The 15,405-nt window shown below is 63.7% G+C and carries 15 protein-coding genes and 1 tRNA gene; 6 read left to right on the top strand and 10 right to left on the bottom strand.

The window, feature by feature from the left end:
- Window positions 1–25 precede the first annotated feature (25 nt).
- Genes NKJ32_RS10995 through NKJ32_RS10970 form a run of 6 tightly spaced genes read right to left on the bottom strand, consistent with a single transcriptional unit; the run spans window position 26 to window position 6,202 of the window.
- The gene (locus NKJ32_RS10995) at window positions 26–1,537 is read right to left on the bottom strand and encodes an aldehyde dehydrogenase family protein (protein ID WP_352827557.1); all 1,512 of its coding nucleotides are present in this window, start codon (window positions 1,535–1,537) and stop codon (window positions 26–28) included.
- Window positions 1,538–1,552: 15 nt separating this feature from the next.
- Window positions 1,553–2,329, bottom strand: coding sequence for an enoyl-CoA hydratase/isomerase family protein (locus tag NKJ32_RS10990; protein ID WP_352568158.1), 777 nt, complete (start codon window positions 2,327–2,329; stop codon window positions 1,553–1,555).
- Complete coding sequence (locus NKJ32_RS10985; RefSeq protein ID WP_352568157.1) at window positions 2,322–3,923, bottom strand: acyl CoA:acetate/3-ketoacid CoA transferase; 1,602 nt, start codon at window positions 3,921–3,923, stop codon at window positions 2,322–2,324. The genes NKJ32_RS10990 and NKJ32_RS10985 overlap by 8 nt, the downstream gene beginning before the upstream one ends.
- Window positions 3,920–4,936, bottom strand: a complete 1,017-nt coding sequence (locus NKJ32_RS10980; RefSeq protein WP_352568156.1) for a Gfo/Idh/MocA family protein — start codon at window positions 4,934–4,936, stop codon at window positions 3,920–3,922. Before NKJ32_RS10980 ends, NKJ32_RS10985 begins: the two co-directional genes overlap by 4 nt.
- Entirely contained in the window at window positions 4,933–5,988 is a 1,056-nt protein-coding gene (locus NKJ32_RS10975; RefSeq protein WP_352454053.1) for a LacI family DNA-binding transcriptional regulator, read from the bottom strand. Before NKJ32_RS10975 ends, NKJ32_RS10980 begins: the two co-directional genes overlap by 4 nt.
- Complete coding sequence (locus NKJ32_RS10970) at window positions 5,945–6,202, bottom strand: hypothetical protein (RefSeq protein WP_352785627.1); 258 nt, start codon at window positions 6,200–6,202, stop codon at window positions 5,945–5,947. The genes NKJ32_RS10975 and NKJ32_RS10970 overlap by 44 nt, the downstream gene beginning before the upstream one ends.
- 28 nt (window positions 6,203–6,230) lie before the next feature.
- On the opposite strand from NKJ32_RS10970, the gene NKJ32_RS10965 reads away from it, so the two are divergent.
- Both NKJ32_RS10965 and fcl read left to right on the top strand, forming a co-directional pair.
- Window positions 6,231–7,382, top strand: coding sequence for a dihydrodipicolinate synthase family protein (locus NKJ32_RS10965; protein WP_352785630.1), 1,152 nt, complete (start codon window positions 6,231–6,233; stop codon window positions 7,380–7,382).
- A gap of 162 nt (window positions 7,383–7,544) precedes the next feature.
- The gene (gene fcl / locus NKJ32_RS10960) at window positions 7,545–8,507 is read left to right on the top strand and encodes a GDP-L-fucose synthase (RefSeq protein ID WP_352785633.1); all 963 of its coding nucleotides are present in this window, start codon (window positions 7,545–7,547) and stop codon (window positions 8,505–8,507) included.
- A gap of 66 nt (window positions 8,508–8,573) precedes the next feature.
- Here the strand turns inward: fcl and NKJ32_RS10955 are convergent.
- Window positions 8,574–8,648, bottom strand: a tRNA-Val gene (locus NKJ32_RS10955).
- A gap of 104 nt (window positions 8,649–8,752) precedes the next feature.
- On the bottom strand, window positions 8,753–9,115 hold the full coding sequence (gene cpdR / locus NKJ32_RS10950; RefSeq protein WP_006199474.1) for a cell cycle two-component system response regulator CpdR: 363 nt from the start codon (window positions 9,113–9,115) through the stop codon (window positions 8,753–8,755).
- 153 nt (window positions 9,116–9,268) lie between these two features.
- Here cpdR and NKJ32_RS10945 point away from each other — a divergent pair, with 153 nt between their 5' ends.
- From NKJ32_RS10945 to NKJ32_RS10935, 3 genes are all read left to right on the top strand, one after another.
- Window positions 9,269–10,210 carry an N-formylglutamate amidohydrolase gene (locus NKJ32_RS10945; RefSeq protein ID WP_352488728.1) on the top strand — a complete coding sequence of 314 codons (942 nt, stop codon included), beginning with the start codon at window positions 9,269–9,271 and terminating at the stop codon, window positions 10,208–10,210.
- Between the two features lie 328 nt (window positions 10,211–10,538).
- Window positions 10,539–11,312, top strand: coding sequence for a histidinol-phosphatase (hisN, locus tag NKJ32_RS10940; RefSeq protein WP_352568152.1), 774 nt, complete (start codon window positions 10,539–10,541; stop codon window positions 11,310–11,312).
- A 102-nt stretch (window positions 11,313–11,414) separates the two neighbouring features.
- Window positions 11,415–11,924 (top strand): DUF1579 domain-containing protein, encoded by a 510-nt coding sequence (locus tag NKJ32_RS10935; protein ID WP_352588141.1) that lies wholly within the window; start codon window positions 11,415–11,417, stop codon window positions 11,922–11,924.
- A 20-nt stretch (window positions 11,925–11,944) separates the two neighbouring features.
- Here NKJ32_RS10935 and NKJ32_RS10930 read toward each other — a convergent pair whose 3' ends face one another.
- Window positions 11,945–12,916, bottom strand: a complete 972-nt coding sequence (locus NKJ32_RS10930) for an alpha/beta fold hydrolase (protein WP_352755015.1) — start codon at window positions 12,914–12,916, stop codon at window positions 11,945–11,947.
- 474 nt (window positions 12,917–13,390) lie between these two features.
- Here NKJ32_RS10930 and NKJ32_RS10925 point away from each other — a divergent pair, with 474 nt between their 5' ends.
- A complete protein-coding gene (locus NKJ32_RS10925) occupies window positions 13,391–13,855 on the top strand; it encodes an Hsp20 family protein (RefSeq protein ID WP_023675381.1) in 465 nt (154 codons plus the stop codon).
- 89 nt (window positions 13,856–13,944) lie between these two features.
- Here the strand turns inward: NKJ32_RS10925 and NKJ32_RS10920 are convergent, their stop codons facing one another.
- Window positions 13,945–14,997: a threonine aldolase family protein gene (locus NKJ32_RS10920; RefSeq protein ID WP_352568148.1), complete on the bottom strand. Its 1,053-nt coding sequence runs from the start codon at window positions 14,995–14,997 to the stop codon at window positions 13,945–13,947.
- Between the last annotated feature and the right edge of the window lie 408 nt (window positions 14,998–15,405).

Raw genomic sequence — 15,405 nt, 5'->3', positions numbered from 1 at the left:
GGATGCCCACCGGGTTCTTCCCAACTCAGCCGACCCACCATCCGGTGCGCTGGCCGCGATGAAACTGGATTGTCTTTTCCTCGGTATAATCCTCGACGGCGCGCTTGCCGAGTTCGCGTCCGAGACCGGACTGCTTGTAGCCGCCGAAAGGCAGCTCGGGGTAACCCTCCATGAACGTGTTCACCCAAACGGTTCCCGAACGCACATTCCGCGCCACCGACATGCAGGTATCGATGCTGGCGCTCCACACGCCCGCCGACAGACCATAGGGCGTGTTGTTGGCGATGTGCAACGCCCTTTCAATCGATTCAAAAGTCAGCACCGAGAGCACCGGACCGAACACTTCCTCGCGTGCAATGGCCATGTCTTCGGTGACGTCGCGAACGATGGTCGGATCAAGATACTGGCCGGCGCTCGAAGCAAGCTGATTGCCGCCGCTACAGATCCGGCCGCCGCCGTTTTCCGCTGCCGTCACGTAGCCGGTGACCTTGGCCACATGGTCGGCAGAGATCATCGCGCCGACCTTGGTGCGGTCGTCGAGCGGGTCGCCGACAACCACCTTGGCGGTGAGGGCTTTGACGGCACCGAGGAACTCGTCGGCGATCGCCTCATGGACGATCAGCCGGCTGCCGGCATTGCAGCATTCGCCGGCATTGAAGAAGCCGCCGGACACCGCCGCGTCGGCGGCGGCCTCGAGGTCGGCATCGGGAAAGACGATCTGGCCGTTCTTGCCGCCGAGCTCCATCGCGACTTTCTTCAGCGAGTTGGCGGCAGACGCCATGGTCATCTTGCCGACGCGGGTGGAGCCGGTGAACGACACCATCTCGACCAGCGGATGGCTGACCATCGGTGCGCCGACATCGGCGCCCAACCCGGCAAGGATGTTGACGACGCCATCCGGCAAGCCGGCCTGCATCAGGATCTCGCCGAGCACAAAGGTCGAGGCCGAGGTCATCTCGCTCGGCTTGACCATCGCCGTGCAGCCGGCGGCGAGCGCGAAGGGTAGTTTCTGGCTGACGATAAGGAACGGGAAATTCCACGGCGTGATGATGGAGACGACGCCGATCGGTTCGCGCAACACGACGCCGAGCATGGCATCGCCGAGATTGGCGTAGCTTTCGCCGTGAAGCGTCCGCGCAAGTGCCGCGGCATAGCGCCAGATGTCGACGGCGCCGCCGATCTCGCCGCGCGCCTGCGCAATCGGCTTGCCGGATTCCAGCGCGTCGAGCCGGGCAATCTCGTCCAGCCGCGCCTCGATCAGGTCAGCAGCCTTGAGCAGGATCGTGGCGCGTTCGGCGGCCTTCATGTGCGGCCACGGGCCGGTGTCGAAGGCCTTGTGCGCGGCCTGAACTGCCGCCTCTACGTCCGCCGCGCCGGCCTGCGCATAGCGCGAGACGGTGAAGCCGTGGCCGGGGCTGCTGCGCTCCAGCGTGCGGCCGTCCTGGGCGTCGATGAACCTGCCGCCGATCAGCAGCCGGTAGCTTTTCGGCGCTGCGGCTGCCTCGGCGGGCATGGCGATGTTGAGGGGTGCGTTCATGTGATTTCCAGGTTCCTAAGATCTTGAGAACGCCGGCTTCTGCTTGGTCTTGAAAGCCTCGACGCCGGTCCTGAGATCGCTTGTCAGCGCGATGAAGCCGCTGGCCAGCGCTTCGGTCGCGGCAGCACTCTCTTCGCCCTCGGCGATTGTAATCATCAGCTTGGCGGCTTCGGTCGCGAGCGGGCCGCGCTCGGCGATCTTGCCGGCCCAGGCCTTGGCTTCGGCGAATGCCTTACCGGTCTCGACCACCCGGTCGACAATCCCCAGAGCAAGAGCCTCGGTAGCCAGAAACACTTCGCCGCCGAGCGCCATCCGCCGCACTGCCTGCGCACCGAAGCGGCGCACGGCGCGCTGGGTGCCGGACCAGCCGGGAACGACGCCGATCGAGGTTTCGGGGAACCCCAACTTCACCTGCGTTTCCGCCACGCGAAAGTCGCAAGCCGCCGCCAGTTCCAGCCCGCCGCCCAGCGCATGGCCGGCAAGAACGGCGATCGTCGGCTGCCGCAGCCGCGCCAGCCGGTCGAAGACGCGGTGGCCGTAGCGCACCCATTGCACCTGGAAATCGGCAGCGCTCATTTCTGCCCAAGCCTCGACGTCGCCGCCGGCGCAAAAGCCCTTGCCTTCGCCGCAGACCAGCACGACGCGGACGCCGGTTGCTGTCTCGGCCTCGTCGAGTGCCGCTTCCAGCGCCCGCAGCATCGGAATATCGAGCGCGTTGAATTTCTCCGGCCGGCGCAGCGTGACAATGCCGATGGCGCCGTCGGTTTCAAAGGTTACCAGACGCTCAGCCATGTGCGGCTCCAAGCGACACGCCGCCATTGAGCGATAGGCCGATCGGCCGGTCCCGGTAGAGCGCATCCGGCGTCACTTTCAGGTCGTTGGCGACGGCGAGCGGGATCTCGGCCTGCGCCAGCACATCGCGCTCGAGGTCGATGCCCGGCGCCAACTCGGTCACCATCAGCCCCGCAGGCGTCAGCTTCATCACGCAGCGCTCGGTGACATAGGTGATATCCTGTCCCTGCGCGACGGCACGCTTGCCCGAGAAGGAGATATGCTCGACCTCGCCGACGACTTTCTTGACCTTGCCCTCCTGGTCGATGCGGATGCCGCCACCGGCAAGCGACAGCTTGGCGCCGGCATTGAAGAAACCGGAAAAGACGATCTTCTTCGCCCGCGCGGTGATGTCGACGAAGCCGCCGGCGCCGGCGGTGACATGCGGCCGCGCCGAAAGCTTCGAAACATTGACCGAGCCGTGCCGGTCGATCTGCAGGAAGGACAGCAGGGAGGCGTCGAAGCCGCCGGCCTGGAAATAGATGAACTGGTGCGGCGAAGGCATGAAGGCGTCGGCGTTCGACGAGCAGCCGAACTTGAAATCGAGCAGCGGCACGCCGCCGACCGCGCCCTGTTCGATGACCCAGGTGACCTTGCCGTGCTGGCCTTCCTCGAGCAGGATGCGCGGCACATTGGCCGAGATGCCGAAGCCGATATTGACCGCCATGCCGTCGGCAAGCTCCATGGCGACGCGGCGCGCAATGACCTTCTGGACGTTCATCTCGGCGTTGCGAAAGCTCGACAGCGGCCGGAAGATCTCGCCGGAGATGGCCGGATCGTAAGGCGTCAGCGTCGTCTGCAACTGGTCGGGCGCCACCACGATATGGTCGACCAGCACGCCGGGCACGCGCACATCGTGCGGCTTCAGCGTGCCGTTCGCGACGACGCGCTTGACCTGCGCGATGACGATGCCGCCATTGTTGCGGGCGGCCAGCGCCTGTTCGAGGCCGCCGAGATAGGCACCCTCATGCTCATAGGTAAGGTTGCCGCGCTCGTCCGCCGTGGTGGCGCGGATGATCGCGACCTGCGGTACGATCGAGCGGAAATAGAGCCATTCCTCGCCGTCGAACTGCTGCACCGAAACGATCGGCTCGCTGGCGGCAGCATTCATGGCGCAACCCTGATGGCGCGGGTCGGCAAAGGTATCGAGCCCGACCTTGGTCAGCACGCCGGGGCGCTTGGCCGCGGCCTCGCGATGCATGTCGAACAGGATGCCGGACGGCACGTTATAGGCGGCGACTGAATTGTCGCCGATCATCTTCCAGATCTGCGGCGGTTCCGACGATGACGGCCCGGACGGATAGGAGCCGCACAAAGTGCGCTTCAACAGGCCGGGCTTGGCTAGATGGTCGATGCCCTTGATGCCGTACATGTCACCGGCGGCGATCGGATGCAGCGTCGTGATGTCCCTGGGATGGCCTTCCGCGTCGAAGCGCTCGCCGACGGCAGCCAGCACCGCATCCGGACAGCCGAGGCCGCTCGACGATGACACGGAAACGACCATGCCATCCCTGATCAGGCCGGCAGCTTCAGCCGCTGAAACGAGCTTGCTCACGCGGCGCTCCCGAGCTTCGGGTCGATGGCAACGGCGTTTCCGGACCTGGCCGATTGCAATGCCGCCTCGGCTGATGTCAGCGACCAGACGCCGTCCTCGCCGGTGGCGGACGGCTGGCCGTCGCCACGGATCGCTGCGTGGAATTCGCGCAGCGAACGGGCATAGAGGTCTTCGCGGTCGAAGCTCAATTCCTCCTCGCCCTGTGCCGTGCGAAGCAAGACCGAGCCGACCGGCTTCTGCGTCATCACATTTTTGGCGATCAGCGAGCCTTCGCTGCCATGCACCTCGAAGCCGGTGCCGGCGAATTTTGTCGTGAAGCCCTCATGCGATTGGGCGATGACGCCCGATGCGAAGCGCCAGAGGCACATGGCGCCGTCTTCCAGTCCGCCGGCGGCCATGCCGGCCGACTGCGTGAATGCCGAGATCTCGACGGGATCGTCGCCGAGCACGAAGCGCAGCGTGTCGGCATCGTGGACGGTGATGTCGAGCACCACGCCGCCGCCGGCGTCCGGCCTGGTGATGCGCCAGCCCTGCAGGTTTTCCGGCAGATAGACGGAGTGGAAGACGCGCGCGGCGATCAGCCTGCCGATGCGGCCGGCAGCGATCGCTTCGCGCATCGCCCGATGCGAGCCGGCATTGCGCAGATGGTGATTGGTGCCGAGCACGACGCCGGCGGCCCTGGCCGCCGCGACCATCTTGCGCGCGTCGGCGCTGGTCAGCGCCAGCGGCTTTTCGCACAGCACATGCTTTCCCGCCTCGATGGCGGCGAGTGCCTGTTCGAGATGCAATTCGTTAGTGGTCGAGATGTAGACGGCGTCGATATCGGATTTGAGCAGGGCGTCGAGCGTCGAGACCGCCGCCGGAATGCGGTTTTCACTGGCGTAAGTGGCGGCGCGCTCCGGGCTGGAGCTCATCACCGCGGCGATCTCGCCGTCCTTCTGCGCGCGGATGGCGCCGATCATGAACTGTCTTGCGATCGTGCTGGCGCCGATCAGCCCCCAACTGACGGTCATGCCGCGTCTCCCATTCCTGCACAGCCATGCTCGTTGCGATCGGGGCCGCAGCTTTCCCTGACCACGAGGTTGACGGCGCCGATATGATCCTCGGCGCGCGTGGTGCGCGATTGGATCATCTTCAGCACGACATGGGCGGCGCGCTCGCCGAGGCCGGCGGTGTTCACCGCGACGCTGGTCAGCGCCGGCATATAGTGCTCGGCCTCGGCGACGTCGTCGAAGCCGACGACGGCAAAGTCCGCGCCGGGTTCCAGGCCGCGCTTGCGCAGCGCCAGCAAGACGCCGAAGGCGACCGCATCGTTGAAGCAAAGGGCCGCGGTCGGCGGCGCGGCCATGGCAAGTGCGGTTTCCAGGCAGGCAATACCGCCCTTGCGGCTGGTTTCGCCCTCGAAGACCAGCCTGTCGGCCGGTTCGATGCCGAGCGCTTCACAGGCCTCGCGAAAGCCGCCCAGGCGCTCGTGATAGACGACAAGGTCGGACGAGCCGCCGAAGAAGGCCAGCCGGCGATGGCCCTTGCCGATCAGATGGGCGGTGGCGAGATAGGCGCCGCGATGATTGTCGGGCGTGATCACCGGGATACGGCTTTCGGGAAGCCGGCGCATGACGAAGACGACCGGAACGCCTGCGGTCTCAAGGCGACGGAACGCGCCAGGCGTGGTGCCGCGCGCCGGCGACACGACGAGCCCGGCGACACCCTGCTCCATCAACGATTTCAGAACCTCTTCCTGGCGCACCGGGTTTTCAGCCGTATTGGCGATGAAAGGCACGACGCCGGCCGACTGGAAGACGCGCTCCATGCCGACCGCGAGCTCGGCGAAAAACGGATTGGTGAGATCGTTGATGACCATGCCGATGACGTTGGAATGGGCCTTGCGCAGATTGGCGGCGCCGCGGTTGTAGACATAGCCGACGTCCTCGATCGCCTTGCGCACCTTGAGCGCGGTTTCGGGCCGGATCAGCCCGCTGCCTTGCAGCACCAGCGATACCGTCGATTTGGACACGCCCGCCTCACGGGCTATGTCGAGTATCGTTGCCTTGGCCCGGCTGGCCATCCAGATCTGTCCTCCCGGTGGTTTCTTGTGCGATTTTATTGGAACGATCTAATCCCTGGGGCGCATTTGAGTCAATCGCGTTTTTGCGAACCCGGGAAAAATGCGGCTCGGTGGCGCAATCCTCCGGCAAGCAGGCTTTCGGCTGCTGCGATGCAGCAATTTTTGCTGCACGAGGCAGGGCGGCAAAATATCTTGATTTGTTGGAACGTTCCATTTAATAGGCGTTGGTAAGGGAGAGAGCCATGGACATCACCTTGCCCGGGGAAGGCGCCGGCCGTGTCCGCTACCGGCTTGTCGGCCAGCCGGTGCAGCCTGTGGCCGGCGCTCGCTTCTCGCGCATCGCCTACGCCGCCGCCCATGTCGCTGCCGATCCCCTCGCCATGGCCGATCCGTGGTCGAGGCCCGCGGTCGACTGGGACAAGACGATGGCGTTTCGCCATCACCTCTGGCGGCTTGGCTTCCGTGTCGCCGAAGCGATGGACACCTCTCAGCGCGGCATGGGTTTCGACTGGGCGAATGCCAAGGAATTGATCCGCCGCTCGATCGCCGAGGCGCGCAGCGTCGAAGGCGCCGATCTTGCGTCGGGCGCCGGCACCGACCATCTGGCGGGGGGCGCCAGCAGGCTAGACGATGTCATCGCGGCCTATGAAGAACAGCTCGGCTTCATCGAAGGGCTTGGCGGCAAGGCGATCATGATGGCCAGCCGGGCGCTGGCGGCGGTCGCCAAAGGCCCCGACGACTATATCGGCGTCTACGACCGCATCCTGTCCCAGGCCTCCGGCAAGGTCATCCTGCACTGGCTGGGCGACATGTTCGACCCGGCGCTGAAAGGCTACTGGGGCAGCAGCGATTTCGAAACTGCGCTGGAGACGGTGGTCGCGATCATCGAACGCCATGCCGGCAAGGTCGAAGGCATAAAGATATCGCTGCTCGATGCCGGCAAGGAGATTGCGCTCAGGGACCGGCTGCCTGAGGGCGTGCTGATGTTCACCGGCGACGATTTCAATTACCCCGAGCTGATCGCCGGCGACGGCGACAGACATTCGCACGCGCTGCTCGGCATTTTCGATGCCATCGCGCCGGTCGCCAATGCAGCGCTGGCAAGGCTGGCCGACGGCGACCGCGCCGGCTATGACGCGCTGATGGCGCCGACAGTGCCGCTGTCGCGCAAAATCTTCGAGGTGCCGACCGAATATTACAAGGCCGGCATCGTCTTCATGGCATGGCTGAACGGCCACCAGGAGCATTTTTCGATGGTCGGCGGCATGCAATCGGCGCGCGGCATCCGTCACTATGCCGATGTCTTTCGCCTTGCCGACCAGGCAGGGTTGCTGGCCGACCCCGAGCTTGCCATTGCCAGAATGACAAGCCTCTGCGCGGTAGCGGGCGTCTGATCGCGAGCGCCACAGCGTCCGATCCAAAGGTTGCTTCGGGTGGCTTTGCGATTTGCCTTGTCTGGGCAAATCTGTATGCGGTATGCGTCCGGCAACAGAGAAGCCGATCCGGCGCTCCGCCGGCCAACTGGCATAGCTGCCGTTCTGCAATGGGGTAAGCTGATGACCTTCGACCTTCAGGGCAAGCGCGTTTTCGTGGCCGGACATCGCGGCATGGTCGGCTCGGCCATCCTGCGCAGATTGGCCGACGAGGATTGCGAAATCCTGACCGCCTCGCGCGCCGAGCTCGATCTTCTCGACCAGGCCGGCGTGCGGCGCTGGATGGCCGACCGCAAGCCGGATGCAGTGGTGATGGCGGCGGCCAAGGTCGGCGGTATCCTGGCCAACAACAGGCTTCCCGTCGATTTCCTGCAGGACAATCTCGTCATGCAGAACAATGTCATCGACAGCGCCTTCCGCAACGAGGTGCAGAAGCTGCTGTTTCTCGGTTCATCCTGCATCTATCCCAAATTCGCGGCGCAGCCGATCTCCGAGGACGCCTTGCTGACCGGGCCGCTCGAGCCCACCAACGAATGGTATGCGATCGCCAAGATCGCCGGGCTGAAACTGTGCCAGGCCTATCGGCGCCAATACGGCGTCGACTACATCTCGGCGATGCCGACCAATCTCTACGGGCCGGGCGATAATTTCGACCTCAATTCCAGCCATGTCGTGCCCGCTCTGATGCGCAAGGCGCACGAGGCCAGGCGCGCCGGCCGCAAGACCCTGGAGGTGTGGGGATCGGGCACGCCGATGCGTGAATTCCTGCATGTCGACGACGCCGCCGACGCGCTGGTCTGGCTGCTGAAGAATTATTCGGGCGACAGCCACATCAATGTCGGCTCTGGGGAAGACATCACCATTGCCGACCTTGCCCGCACCATCGTGTCGGTCGCTGGCGCCGATGCCGCGATAACGTTCGATGCGACGAAGCCGGACGGCACGCCGCGCAAGCTGATGGACGTGTCGCGTCTGTTCGCCACCGGCTGGCGCCCGCGCTATTCGCTGCGCAGCGGATTGGAACAGACCTATGCGTGGTTTCTGGAGCACGTCGAGAGCGGCGATCTCCGCCTCGGCGCCGCCTGAGGCCGGTATAGGCCGGGAACGTCAGTCGACGAAAAATACCGACGGCCAATTGAGGGATTGTCTGGATGGTGGGCGTGACAGGGATTGAACCTGTGACCCCTGCAATGTCAATGCAGTGCTCTCCCGCTGAGCTACACGCCCATCCGAAGCCGCGCATACACCATTTTTGGTTCTGCACGTCAATAGCGGGAAAGGGGAAAGAATGGCTGGCTTGCGGCGTCGGTCAAGACGCGACAAAAAGCGCGTCAGGCGGCCTGCAGCATCTTTTCGACTTCGTTGACGAGGTCGCGCAGGTGGAACGGCTTCGATAGCACCTTGGCGTCTTTCGGCGCCTTGGAATCAGGGTTCAGCGCGACGGCGGCGAAGCCGGTGATGAACATCACCTTGAGGTCGGGATCGATCTCCGTGGCGCGACGGGCGAGCTCGATGCCATCCATCTCGGGCATGACGATGTCGGTCAAAAGCAGCGAAAAAGGTTCCTCGCGCAGCCGCTCATAGGCACTGGCGCCATTGTCGAAATCGCTGACCTGATAACCGGCGCGCTCCAGCGCCTTGACGAGGAACCGGCGCATGTCGTCGTCGTCTTCCGCCAGCAGAATGCGTGCCATCTTGTCCCGTCCGAATCACCCAACCGACAATGCCGTGCGGCAAGCCCGTTAACCATGCTGTATATGAGGAGGTGACGGTAAACATCAAGTGAACGTTGGCCGCACAATCCTGATTTGGCTGGCGCTTCGGCGGCTGGACATGCGGGCGGCGAGGTGGCACTTTCCTATCATGATGCATTGGTATTTCCGGGTTCGTTCAAATTGAAAACGGCAGCCGAGGATTTTTCGGTCGTTCCACCCTTCGAAATCCGATCGGGCGCCGAACAGCGCGTTCCCTTCCTCTTCAACTCGCCGCATAGCGGCCGCTACTATCCGGACCGGTTCATGGCTATGGCCAAGCTGGACCGCAACGCCATCCGCCGCTCAGAGGACTGCTATGTCGAGGAATTGTTCGGCGGCGCCGTCGCGCTCGGGGCGCCGATGCTGGCGGCAAACTTCCCGCGCGCCTATCTCGACGTCAACCGGGAGCCGTGGGAACTCGACCCGCGCATGTTCGCCGAACCGGTGCCGTCATTCTGCAACATCCGCTCGGCGCGGGTGGCCGGCGGGCTCGGCACCGTGCCCAAGCTGGTCGGCGAGGGGCTCGACATCTATTCCGGCCGCTTGCCGCTGGCGGAAGCCGTGGCGCGCATCGAAGCGGTCTACAAGCCCTATCACGAGACGCTGAAACGGCTTTTGACCAGAACCCATGCGCGCTTCGGCTACGCCGTGCTGATTGACTGCCACTCGATGCCGGCAAGCATAAGGGTCGGCGACAGCGGATTGCGGCCGGACTTCATCGTCGGCGACCGCTTTGGCATTTCCGCCGCGGCGGCGTTGACCGAGACGGCGATCGGCCTGCTCACCGGCATGGGCTACAGCGTCGCCCACAACAAGCCCTATGCCGGAGGCTTCATTACCGAGCACTATGGCCGCCCCGTGCGCCATCTGCATGCGCTGCAGATCGAGGTCAATCGCGGGCTCTACATGAATGAGCGGACGTTCCAGAGATCGGCTGGTTTCGACGCCCTGGCCGACGATCTGGCGCGGTTTTCGGCCGAACTGATGGCGATGCCCGATCACAATTTCATGGATCTGCCGCTGGCCGCCGAATAGCCGCGGAATCGCGGTACTCGCCGCTCATGCGGCAGCGTAAAAAAAGACCGCATCGTTTGCACGACACGGTCGAAGTCTAGGGAGGAAACGCCCAAGGAGGGCATGGACAGGAACCCCTGTCCGAGAACAAACGTATTGTGCGCTGCACAAATGTCAAGGCACGTTCCGGCTTTTTTAATTCACTGTGAAGTGGAAATTGCATTTCCATGACGGCGGCGTTGCATTCGAGCAACAGTTGGCACCATGCGAAAGGCTCCGAACGCCTTTGTTTCGGCATAAATCCGTAGGCAAACGGGCATCTCCAAACATGCTGGAGCGGGAGAATCAGTTGGACATCAGCATCGAGTTCATGCGGCGCATTGCGCGTGCCGCCGCAGCCGAGACCTTGCCGCGCTTCCGCAACCAGGGCGCGGTCACCAACAAGGAGCGCGGCAGCTTCGACCCGGTCACCGAGGCCGACCGCGAGGCCGAGCGCGCCATCCGGGCGCTGATATCAGCGCAGTACCCCGATCACGGCATTCTCGGCGAGGAACATGGCGGCGAAAACATCTCCAGCCGGCATGTCTGGGTGATCGATCCGATCGATGGCACGCGCGCCTTTATTTCCGGCCTGCCGGTATGGGGCACGCTGGTCGGGCTGACGGTCGACGGCGATGCCGTCGCCGGCATGATGTCGCAGCCCTTCACCGGCGAGCTGTTCTACGCCAATGCCTCGGGCTCGCATTATGAAGGTCCCGGTGGCCCGCGAAAACTCGCGACGCGCAAGACGACGAATCTCGCCGAGGCGACGCTGTTCACCACCACGCCGGCGCTGTTCAAGGGAGACGCGCGCCTGCGCTACGACCTGTTCGAGCAACAGGTCCAACTCGCCCGCTACGGCACCGACTGCTATGCCTTCGCCATGGTGGCGGCGGGCAGCGTCGATATCGTCGCCGATCCCGGATTGAAGCCCTACGACATCGTCGCGCTGATCCCGATCATCGAGAAGGCGGGCGGCGTCATCACCACTTTCGAAGGCGGACCGGCGGAAAAGGGCGGCGACATTCTGGCAGCGGCGACACCGGAGCTGCACGCGGCAGCAATGGCGGCGCTGCGCGGCTGAGATTGGCCATTGCTGCCCAGGCAAGATCGTTGCCATACCTCCTGACAGGATGATGTCAGTTGGCATGCGCTATGGAACGCTGTCAGCCGGGGAGGACCATAGATGCCGACGCAGCCAGCAGCCAGCCATTCCGATGCTCCGGCGGACGGGCGGAGCGATTTCGATTTCTTTTTCGGGCGCTGGACCGTCGGCCATCGAAGATTGCAGAAGCGGCTGCAGGGCGACGGCAACTGGGATGTGTTTGGCGGCACGTGCGAGGTGCGGCCGATCCTTGGCGGCCTCGGCAATGTCGACGACAATTGGATTGAATTGCCCGGCGGGCCCTATCGCGCCGCCACCTTGCGGACCTTCGACCCTGCGGCGAGGCAATGGTCGATCTGGTGGATCGACGGCCGCAATCCGTCGACCATCGATGTTCCGATGCGCGGCACTTTCGTGGCGGGCGTCGGCACGTTCCTGTGCGAAGACGTCTTCGACGGCCAGCCGATCCAGGTCCGCTTCCTGTGGTCGCGGATCACGGACGGGTCGGCGCGCTGGGAGCAGGCCTTTTCGCCGGACGGCGGCAAGGCATGGGAGACCAACTGGATCATGGATTTCGCCCGCACGAGCTGAAGCCGGACAAGGTATGTGGCTCAGACGTCACCGATTCCGGGGATGAAGGCATCGAATGCGGCTAGCAACTGCTCGCGATAGAGATCGGCTTCCTGCAGGATCTCATGGCGGGCGCCGTCGATCATCACTAGCGAGCCGACGCGCAGACGTCTCGCATAGGCCTCGACTGCCCTGGTCGAGACGACCTGGTCGGCGCCGGCGGCGATCATCAGCAAGGGCACGTGGATCTTGGCCATGAAATCCGGGTCGCTGACGATCAAGGACGCCTCCGTCGCCGCCTTCAGCCAGCGGATCGTCGGTCCGCCGAGCGCCAGCTGCGGATAGGTTTCGTAGATCAGCGTATTGCGCCGATAGCGTTCCGGGTCGCTGGTCAGCTTGTTTATGGCGAAGGGCACCGATTCCTTGGGCCGCGGCCCCCATGCGGCATAGAGTCGGCCAAGGCCGAGAAGGCAGAACAGCGAACAGATGCGGCGGACGGTTTTTACCGAAACCGGCAGGTCCGGCACGGTGAAGAACGGTGCGATCAGCACCATGCGGCGCACGCGGTTCGCCATCGAGGGCGCGGCGAGCAGCGCAATCACCGCGCCGGCCGAGTGGGCCAGTATGTAGTAGGGTCCTCGGCAATCGGGCAGCACGATCTCCTCGAAGAACTGCTCCAGATCGCCGGTGTAGTCGAAGAAGCTCCGGACGAAGCCGCGCTGTCGGTCGCCGATCAGCCGGTCGGAAGCGCCCTGGCCGCGCCAGTCGAGGGTTGCCACGCCAAAGCCCCGGTCGGTAAGGTTGCGAATGGTCTCGAAATACTTCTCGATGCACTCGTTGCGGCCGGTCAGGACAACGACGGTGCCCTTCATCGGGCGGGCAACCGCGGCAAACAGCCCATAGCGGATCTTCTTGCCGTCGCGCGTGGTGAAGAAGCCGCCGGCCGTGTTTTCCGGCAGCGGATTGCCCGGAGTTTCGTGGAAGAGAGGGGGCTGGTGGAGAAGATCGGTCATACGGTGTTTGGTTGGTGTCGGTGCCGGCGTGGGCGCAAGTCAGGCATAAACGCCCATGCGCCAAAAGCAAAAGGAATTCGGGACGCCGGGGAGGTCGACCCAGGCAGCGAACAAGTAAGGCCGGAAGCAGCCTTGGCGTGCTTCCGGCCTCTGTCGACCGGGAGGAAGGGACGTTACACCCGGTTCGGCCTCGTCGTGTCGCCTTTTCCGGCGACCTGTTCGTGATCTCGAGAACAGTTTTAGTGCCGCCTGGCTGAACGCTCGCCGAAGCCACGGTTCATCTGCCGTTCATCGGCATCGGGACGTGGGCCGGGACCGGTTCCGTTCGGACGCGGGAAAATCTTGAAATGCCGTCGCCGGCTTCCCAAATTTGTCATGCGGTCGCCAATGTCGGGGCCGCTGGCCCATCCGGAACGCCGTCACGGGTTTCGCACCGGCCATACGCAACCTTGTTGCTCAACAGGAGAACACACCATGCGTCACGTTGATTTTTCCCCGCTCTACCGTTCGACCGTCGGTTTTGACCGGTTGTTCACCATGCTCGATTCGCTTGCGCAGCCGGAAGGCCAGACGTATCCGCCTTACAACATCGAGCGCACGGGCGAGGATGCCTATCGCATCTCGATGGCTGTGGCCGGCTTCTCGGAAGATGAGATTTCGATCGAAGCTCACCGCAATGTGCTGACCGTCAAGGGTGAGCGCAAGGAGGAAGGCAATGGCGAAGGCTCCGAACTGCTCTATCGCGGTATCGCCAGTCGAGCCTTCGAGCGCCGCTTCCAGCTTGCCGATCACGTCGAGGTTGTCGGCGCCGCGCTGAAGAACGGCCTGCTCTTCGTCGACCTCAAGCGCAACATCCCCGAAGAGCTGAAGCCGCGCAAGATCGCGATCACCTCGGCTCCGGCCAAGGCCAAGCAGATCGAGGCCAAGACTGCCGCCTAAGCCAGGCAGCTAAACTCCGGGACGCCAACTCCCCGGGAAGAAAGGGCGGTGCAGCAATGCGCCGCTCTTTTGCTGGTGGGCAAGGCTTGCTATCCGGCGAGCAGGTAGCCGAAACGGTCGACCTCGTCGGGCGTGGTCGCGAAGCTGGTGACAAAGCGATAGAGCGCTTCGTCTTCGCCAATGTAGCCGTCGTAGCCGAGCGGCCTGTGCCAGTCGTGGAAGGCCGCCCCTGCCGCTTGCATTCTTTCGGCCTCGGCCTTTTTCATGACTGCGAAGACCTCGTTCGCCTGCGGCAGCCAGGCCAGCCGGGCCGAAGGGGAATCTTCTATCGCCGCGGCAAGCCGTGCCGCCATCGCATTGGCGTGCCGTGCTGTGTCGAGCCATAGCCCACCCCTGAAATAAGCATCGAATTGCGCGGCGATGAAGCGCGATTTCGAGAACAGCTGGGCCGCGCGCTTGCGCAAAAAGGCCAATTCCTTGGCTCGCTCGAGGTCGAACAGCACGATCGCCTCGGCGCACCAACAGCCATTCTTGGTGCCGCCAAAGGAGAGGATGTCGACACCGTGCTTCCAGGTCATTTCGGCCGGCGTCGTTTCCAGCGCGACGAGCGCATTGGCAAAGCGGGCCCCATCCATGTGCAGCGGCAATCCGTGCTGCTTTGCGATCGCCGAAATCCTGGCGATTTCGTTCAGCGTGTAGACGGTGCCGACTTCGGTCGACTGGGTGATCGAAACGGCAACCGGCCGCCCGGAATGGACGTTTTCGGGTGCGAAACGGTCCACCGCCCGTTCCAGATTGCTGGCATCGATCCTGCCGAGTGCGCCTTCGACTGTATAAAGCCGCGAACCGCCGGTGAAATATTCCGGTGCACCGCATTCGTCCTCGATGACGTGCGATTCGCGATGGCAGAAGGAAATGCCGCCTGGCTTGTTATAGGTAGTCAGCGACAGCGAATTGGCAGCGGTGCCGGTGGCGACGAAAAACACCGCGACCTCGCATTCGAAGATTTCATTGAAGCGCTGGTAAACGGCCTTGTCGAGGGCACCGTCGCCATAGGCGGTGGAGAAGCCGTCGGCATGGCCCGACAGGCCGGCAGCGATACGGGGATGGGCGCCTGCCCAATTGTCGGAAGCGAAAATCATGCGTCTGCCTATGCTGGGGAAATCGATGCGAGCTTGGCCGCTTTCGCATGCCGGCCGCAAGTGGCAGATGCCGAAAATCCGCTAAAGCCAGCGAAACGCATGAGCGTAGATGCAGCGACTGAAGGCTACGCTGACACGGCGTTCCGCGCAATTTTCTATCGCGAAAGCCTCAAGAATTTTGTGAATCGGTCTTGTGTGCATCCAAAATTTCTGTCATAAAAATTTAGGACAGTAGTGCTGTCTTATTTTGTCGCACAAAACTGGCCGCATTGGCATATGATTGCGCCTCTGCGGCATTGCCGCGAGCGACAGCTAGACAGCCTGGCTCCGGCCTGTACGAATACCATATGCGAACCATGCGGAAAGCCGCACGGTCGGCAAGAATTTCGCAAGACGTGCCGCAAGATT

Origin of the sequence: Mesorhizobium sp. M0159 (assembly GCF_040322295.1) — a bacterium.
Taxonomy (GTDB): domain Bacteria; phylum Pseudomonadota; class Alphaproteobacteria; order Rhizobiales; family Rhizobiaceae; genus Mesorhizobium.
The sequence above is the reverse complement of the archived record's forward strand: the minus strand, read 5'-3'. Positions and strand labels throughout refer to the sequence as shown.

Excerpts from the sequence above, each read along its gene's own strand:
- NKJ32_RS10995 (WP_352827557.1), bottom strand. The coding sequence starts at position 1,537 with ATGAACGCACCCCTCAACATCGCCATGCCCGCCGAGGCAGCCGCAGCG.
- NKJ32_RS10990 (WP_352568158.1), bottom strand. The coding sequence starts at position 2,329 with ATGGCTGAGCGTCTGGTAACCTTTGAAACCGACGGCGCCATCGGCATT.
- NKJ32_RS10980 (WP_352568156.1), bottom strand. The coding sequence starts at position 4,936 with ATGACCGTCAGTTGGGGGCTGATCGGCGCCAGCACGATCGCAAGACAG.
- NKJ32_RS10975 (WP_352454053.1), bottom strand. The coding sequence starts at position 5,988 with ATGGCCAGCCGGGCCAAGGCAACGATACTCGACATAGCCCGTGAGGCG.
- NKJ32_RS10970 (WP_352785627.1), bottom strand. The coding sequence starts at position 6,202 with ATGGAACGTTCCAACAAATCAAGATATTTTGCCGCCCTGCCTCGTGCA.
- NKJ32_RS10965 (WP_352785630.1), top strand. The coding sequence starts at position 6,231 with ATGGACATCACCTTGCCCGGGGAAGGCGCCGGCCGTGTCCGCTACCGG.
- fcl (WP_352785633.1), top strand. The coding sequence starts at position 7,545 with ATGACCTTCGACCTTCAGGGCAAGCGCGTTTTCGTGGCCGGACATCGC.
- cpdR (WP_006199474.1), bottom strand. The coding sequence starts at position 9,115 with ATGGCACGCATTCTGCTGGCGGAAGACGACGACGACATGCGCCGGTTC.
- NKJ32_RS10935 (WP_352588141.1), top strand. The coding sequence starts at position 11,415 with ATGCCGACGCAGCCAGCAGCCAGCCATTCCGATGCTCCGGCGGACGGG.
- NKJ32_RS10930 (WP_352755015.1), bottom strand. The coding sequence starts at position 12,916 with ATGACCGATCTTCTCCACCAGCCCCCTCTCTTCCACGAAACTCCGGGC.
- NKJ32_RS10925 (WP_023675381.1), top strand. The coding sequence starts at position 13,391 with ATGCGTCACGTTGATTTTTCCCCGCTCTACCGTTCGACCGTCGGTTTT.
- NKJ32_RS10920 (WP_352568148.1), bottom strand. The coding sequence starts at position 14,997 with ATGATTTTCGCTTCCGACAATTGGGCAGGCGCCCATCCCCGTATCGCT.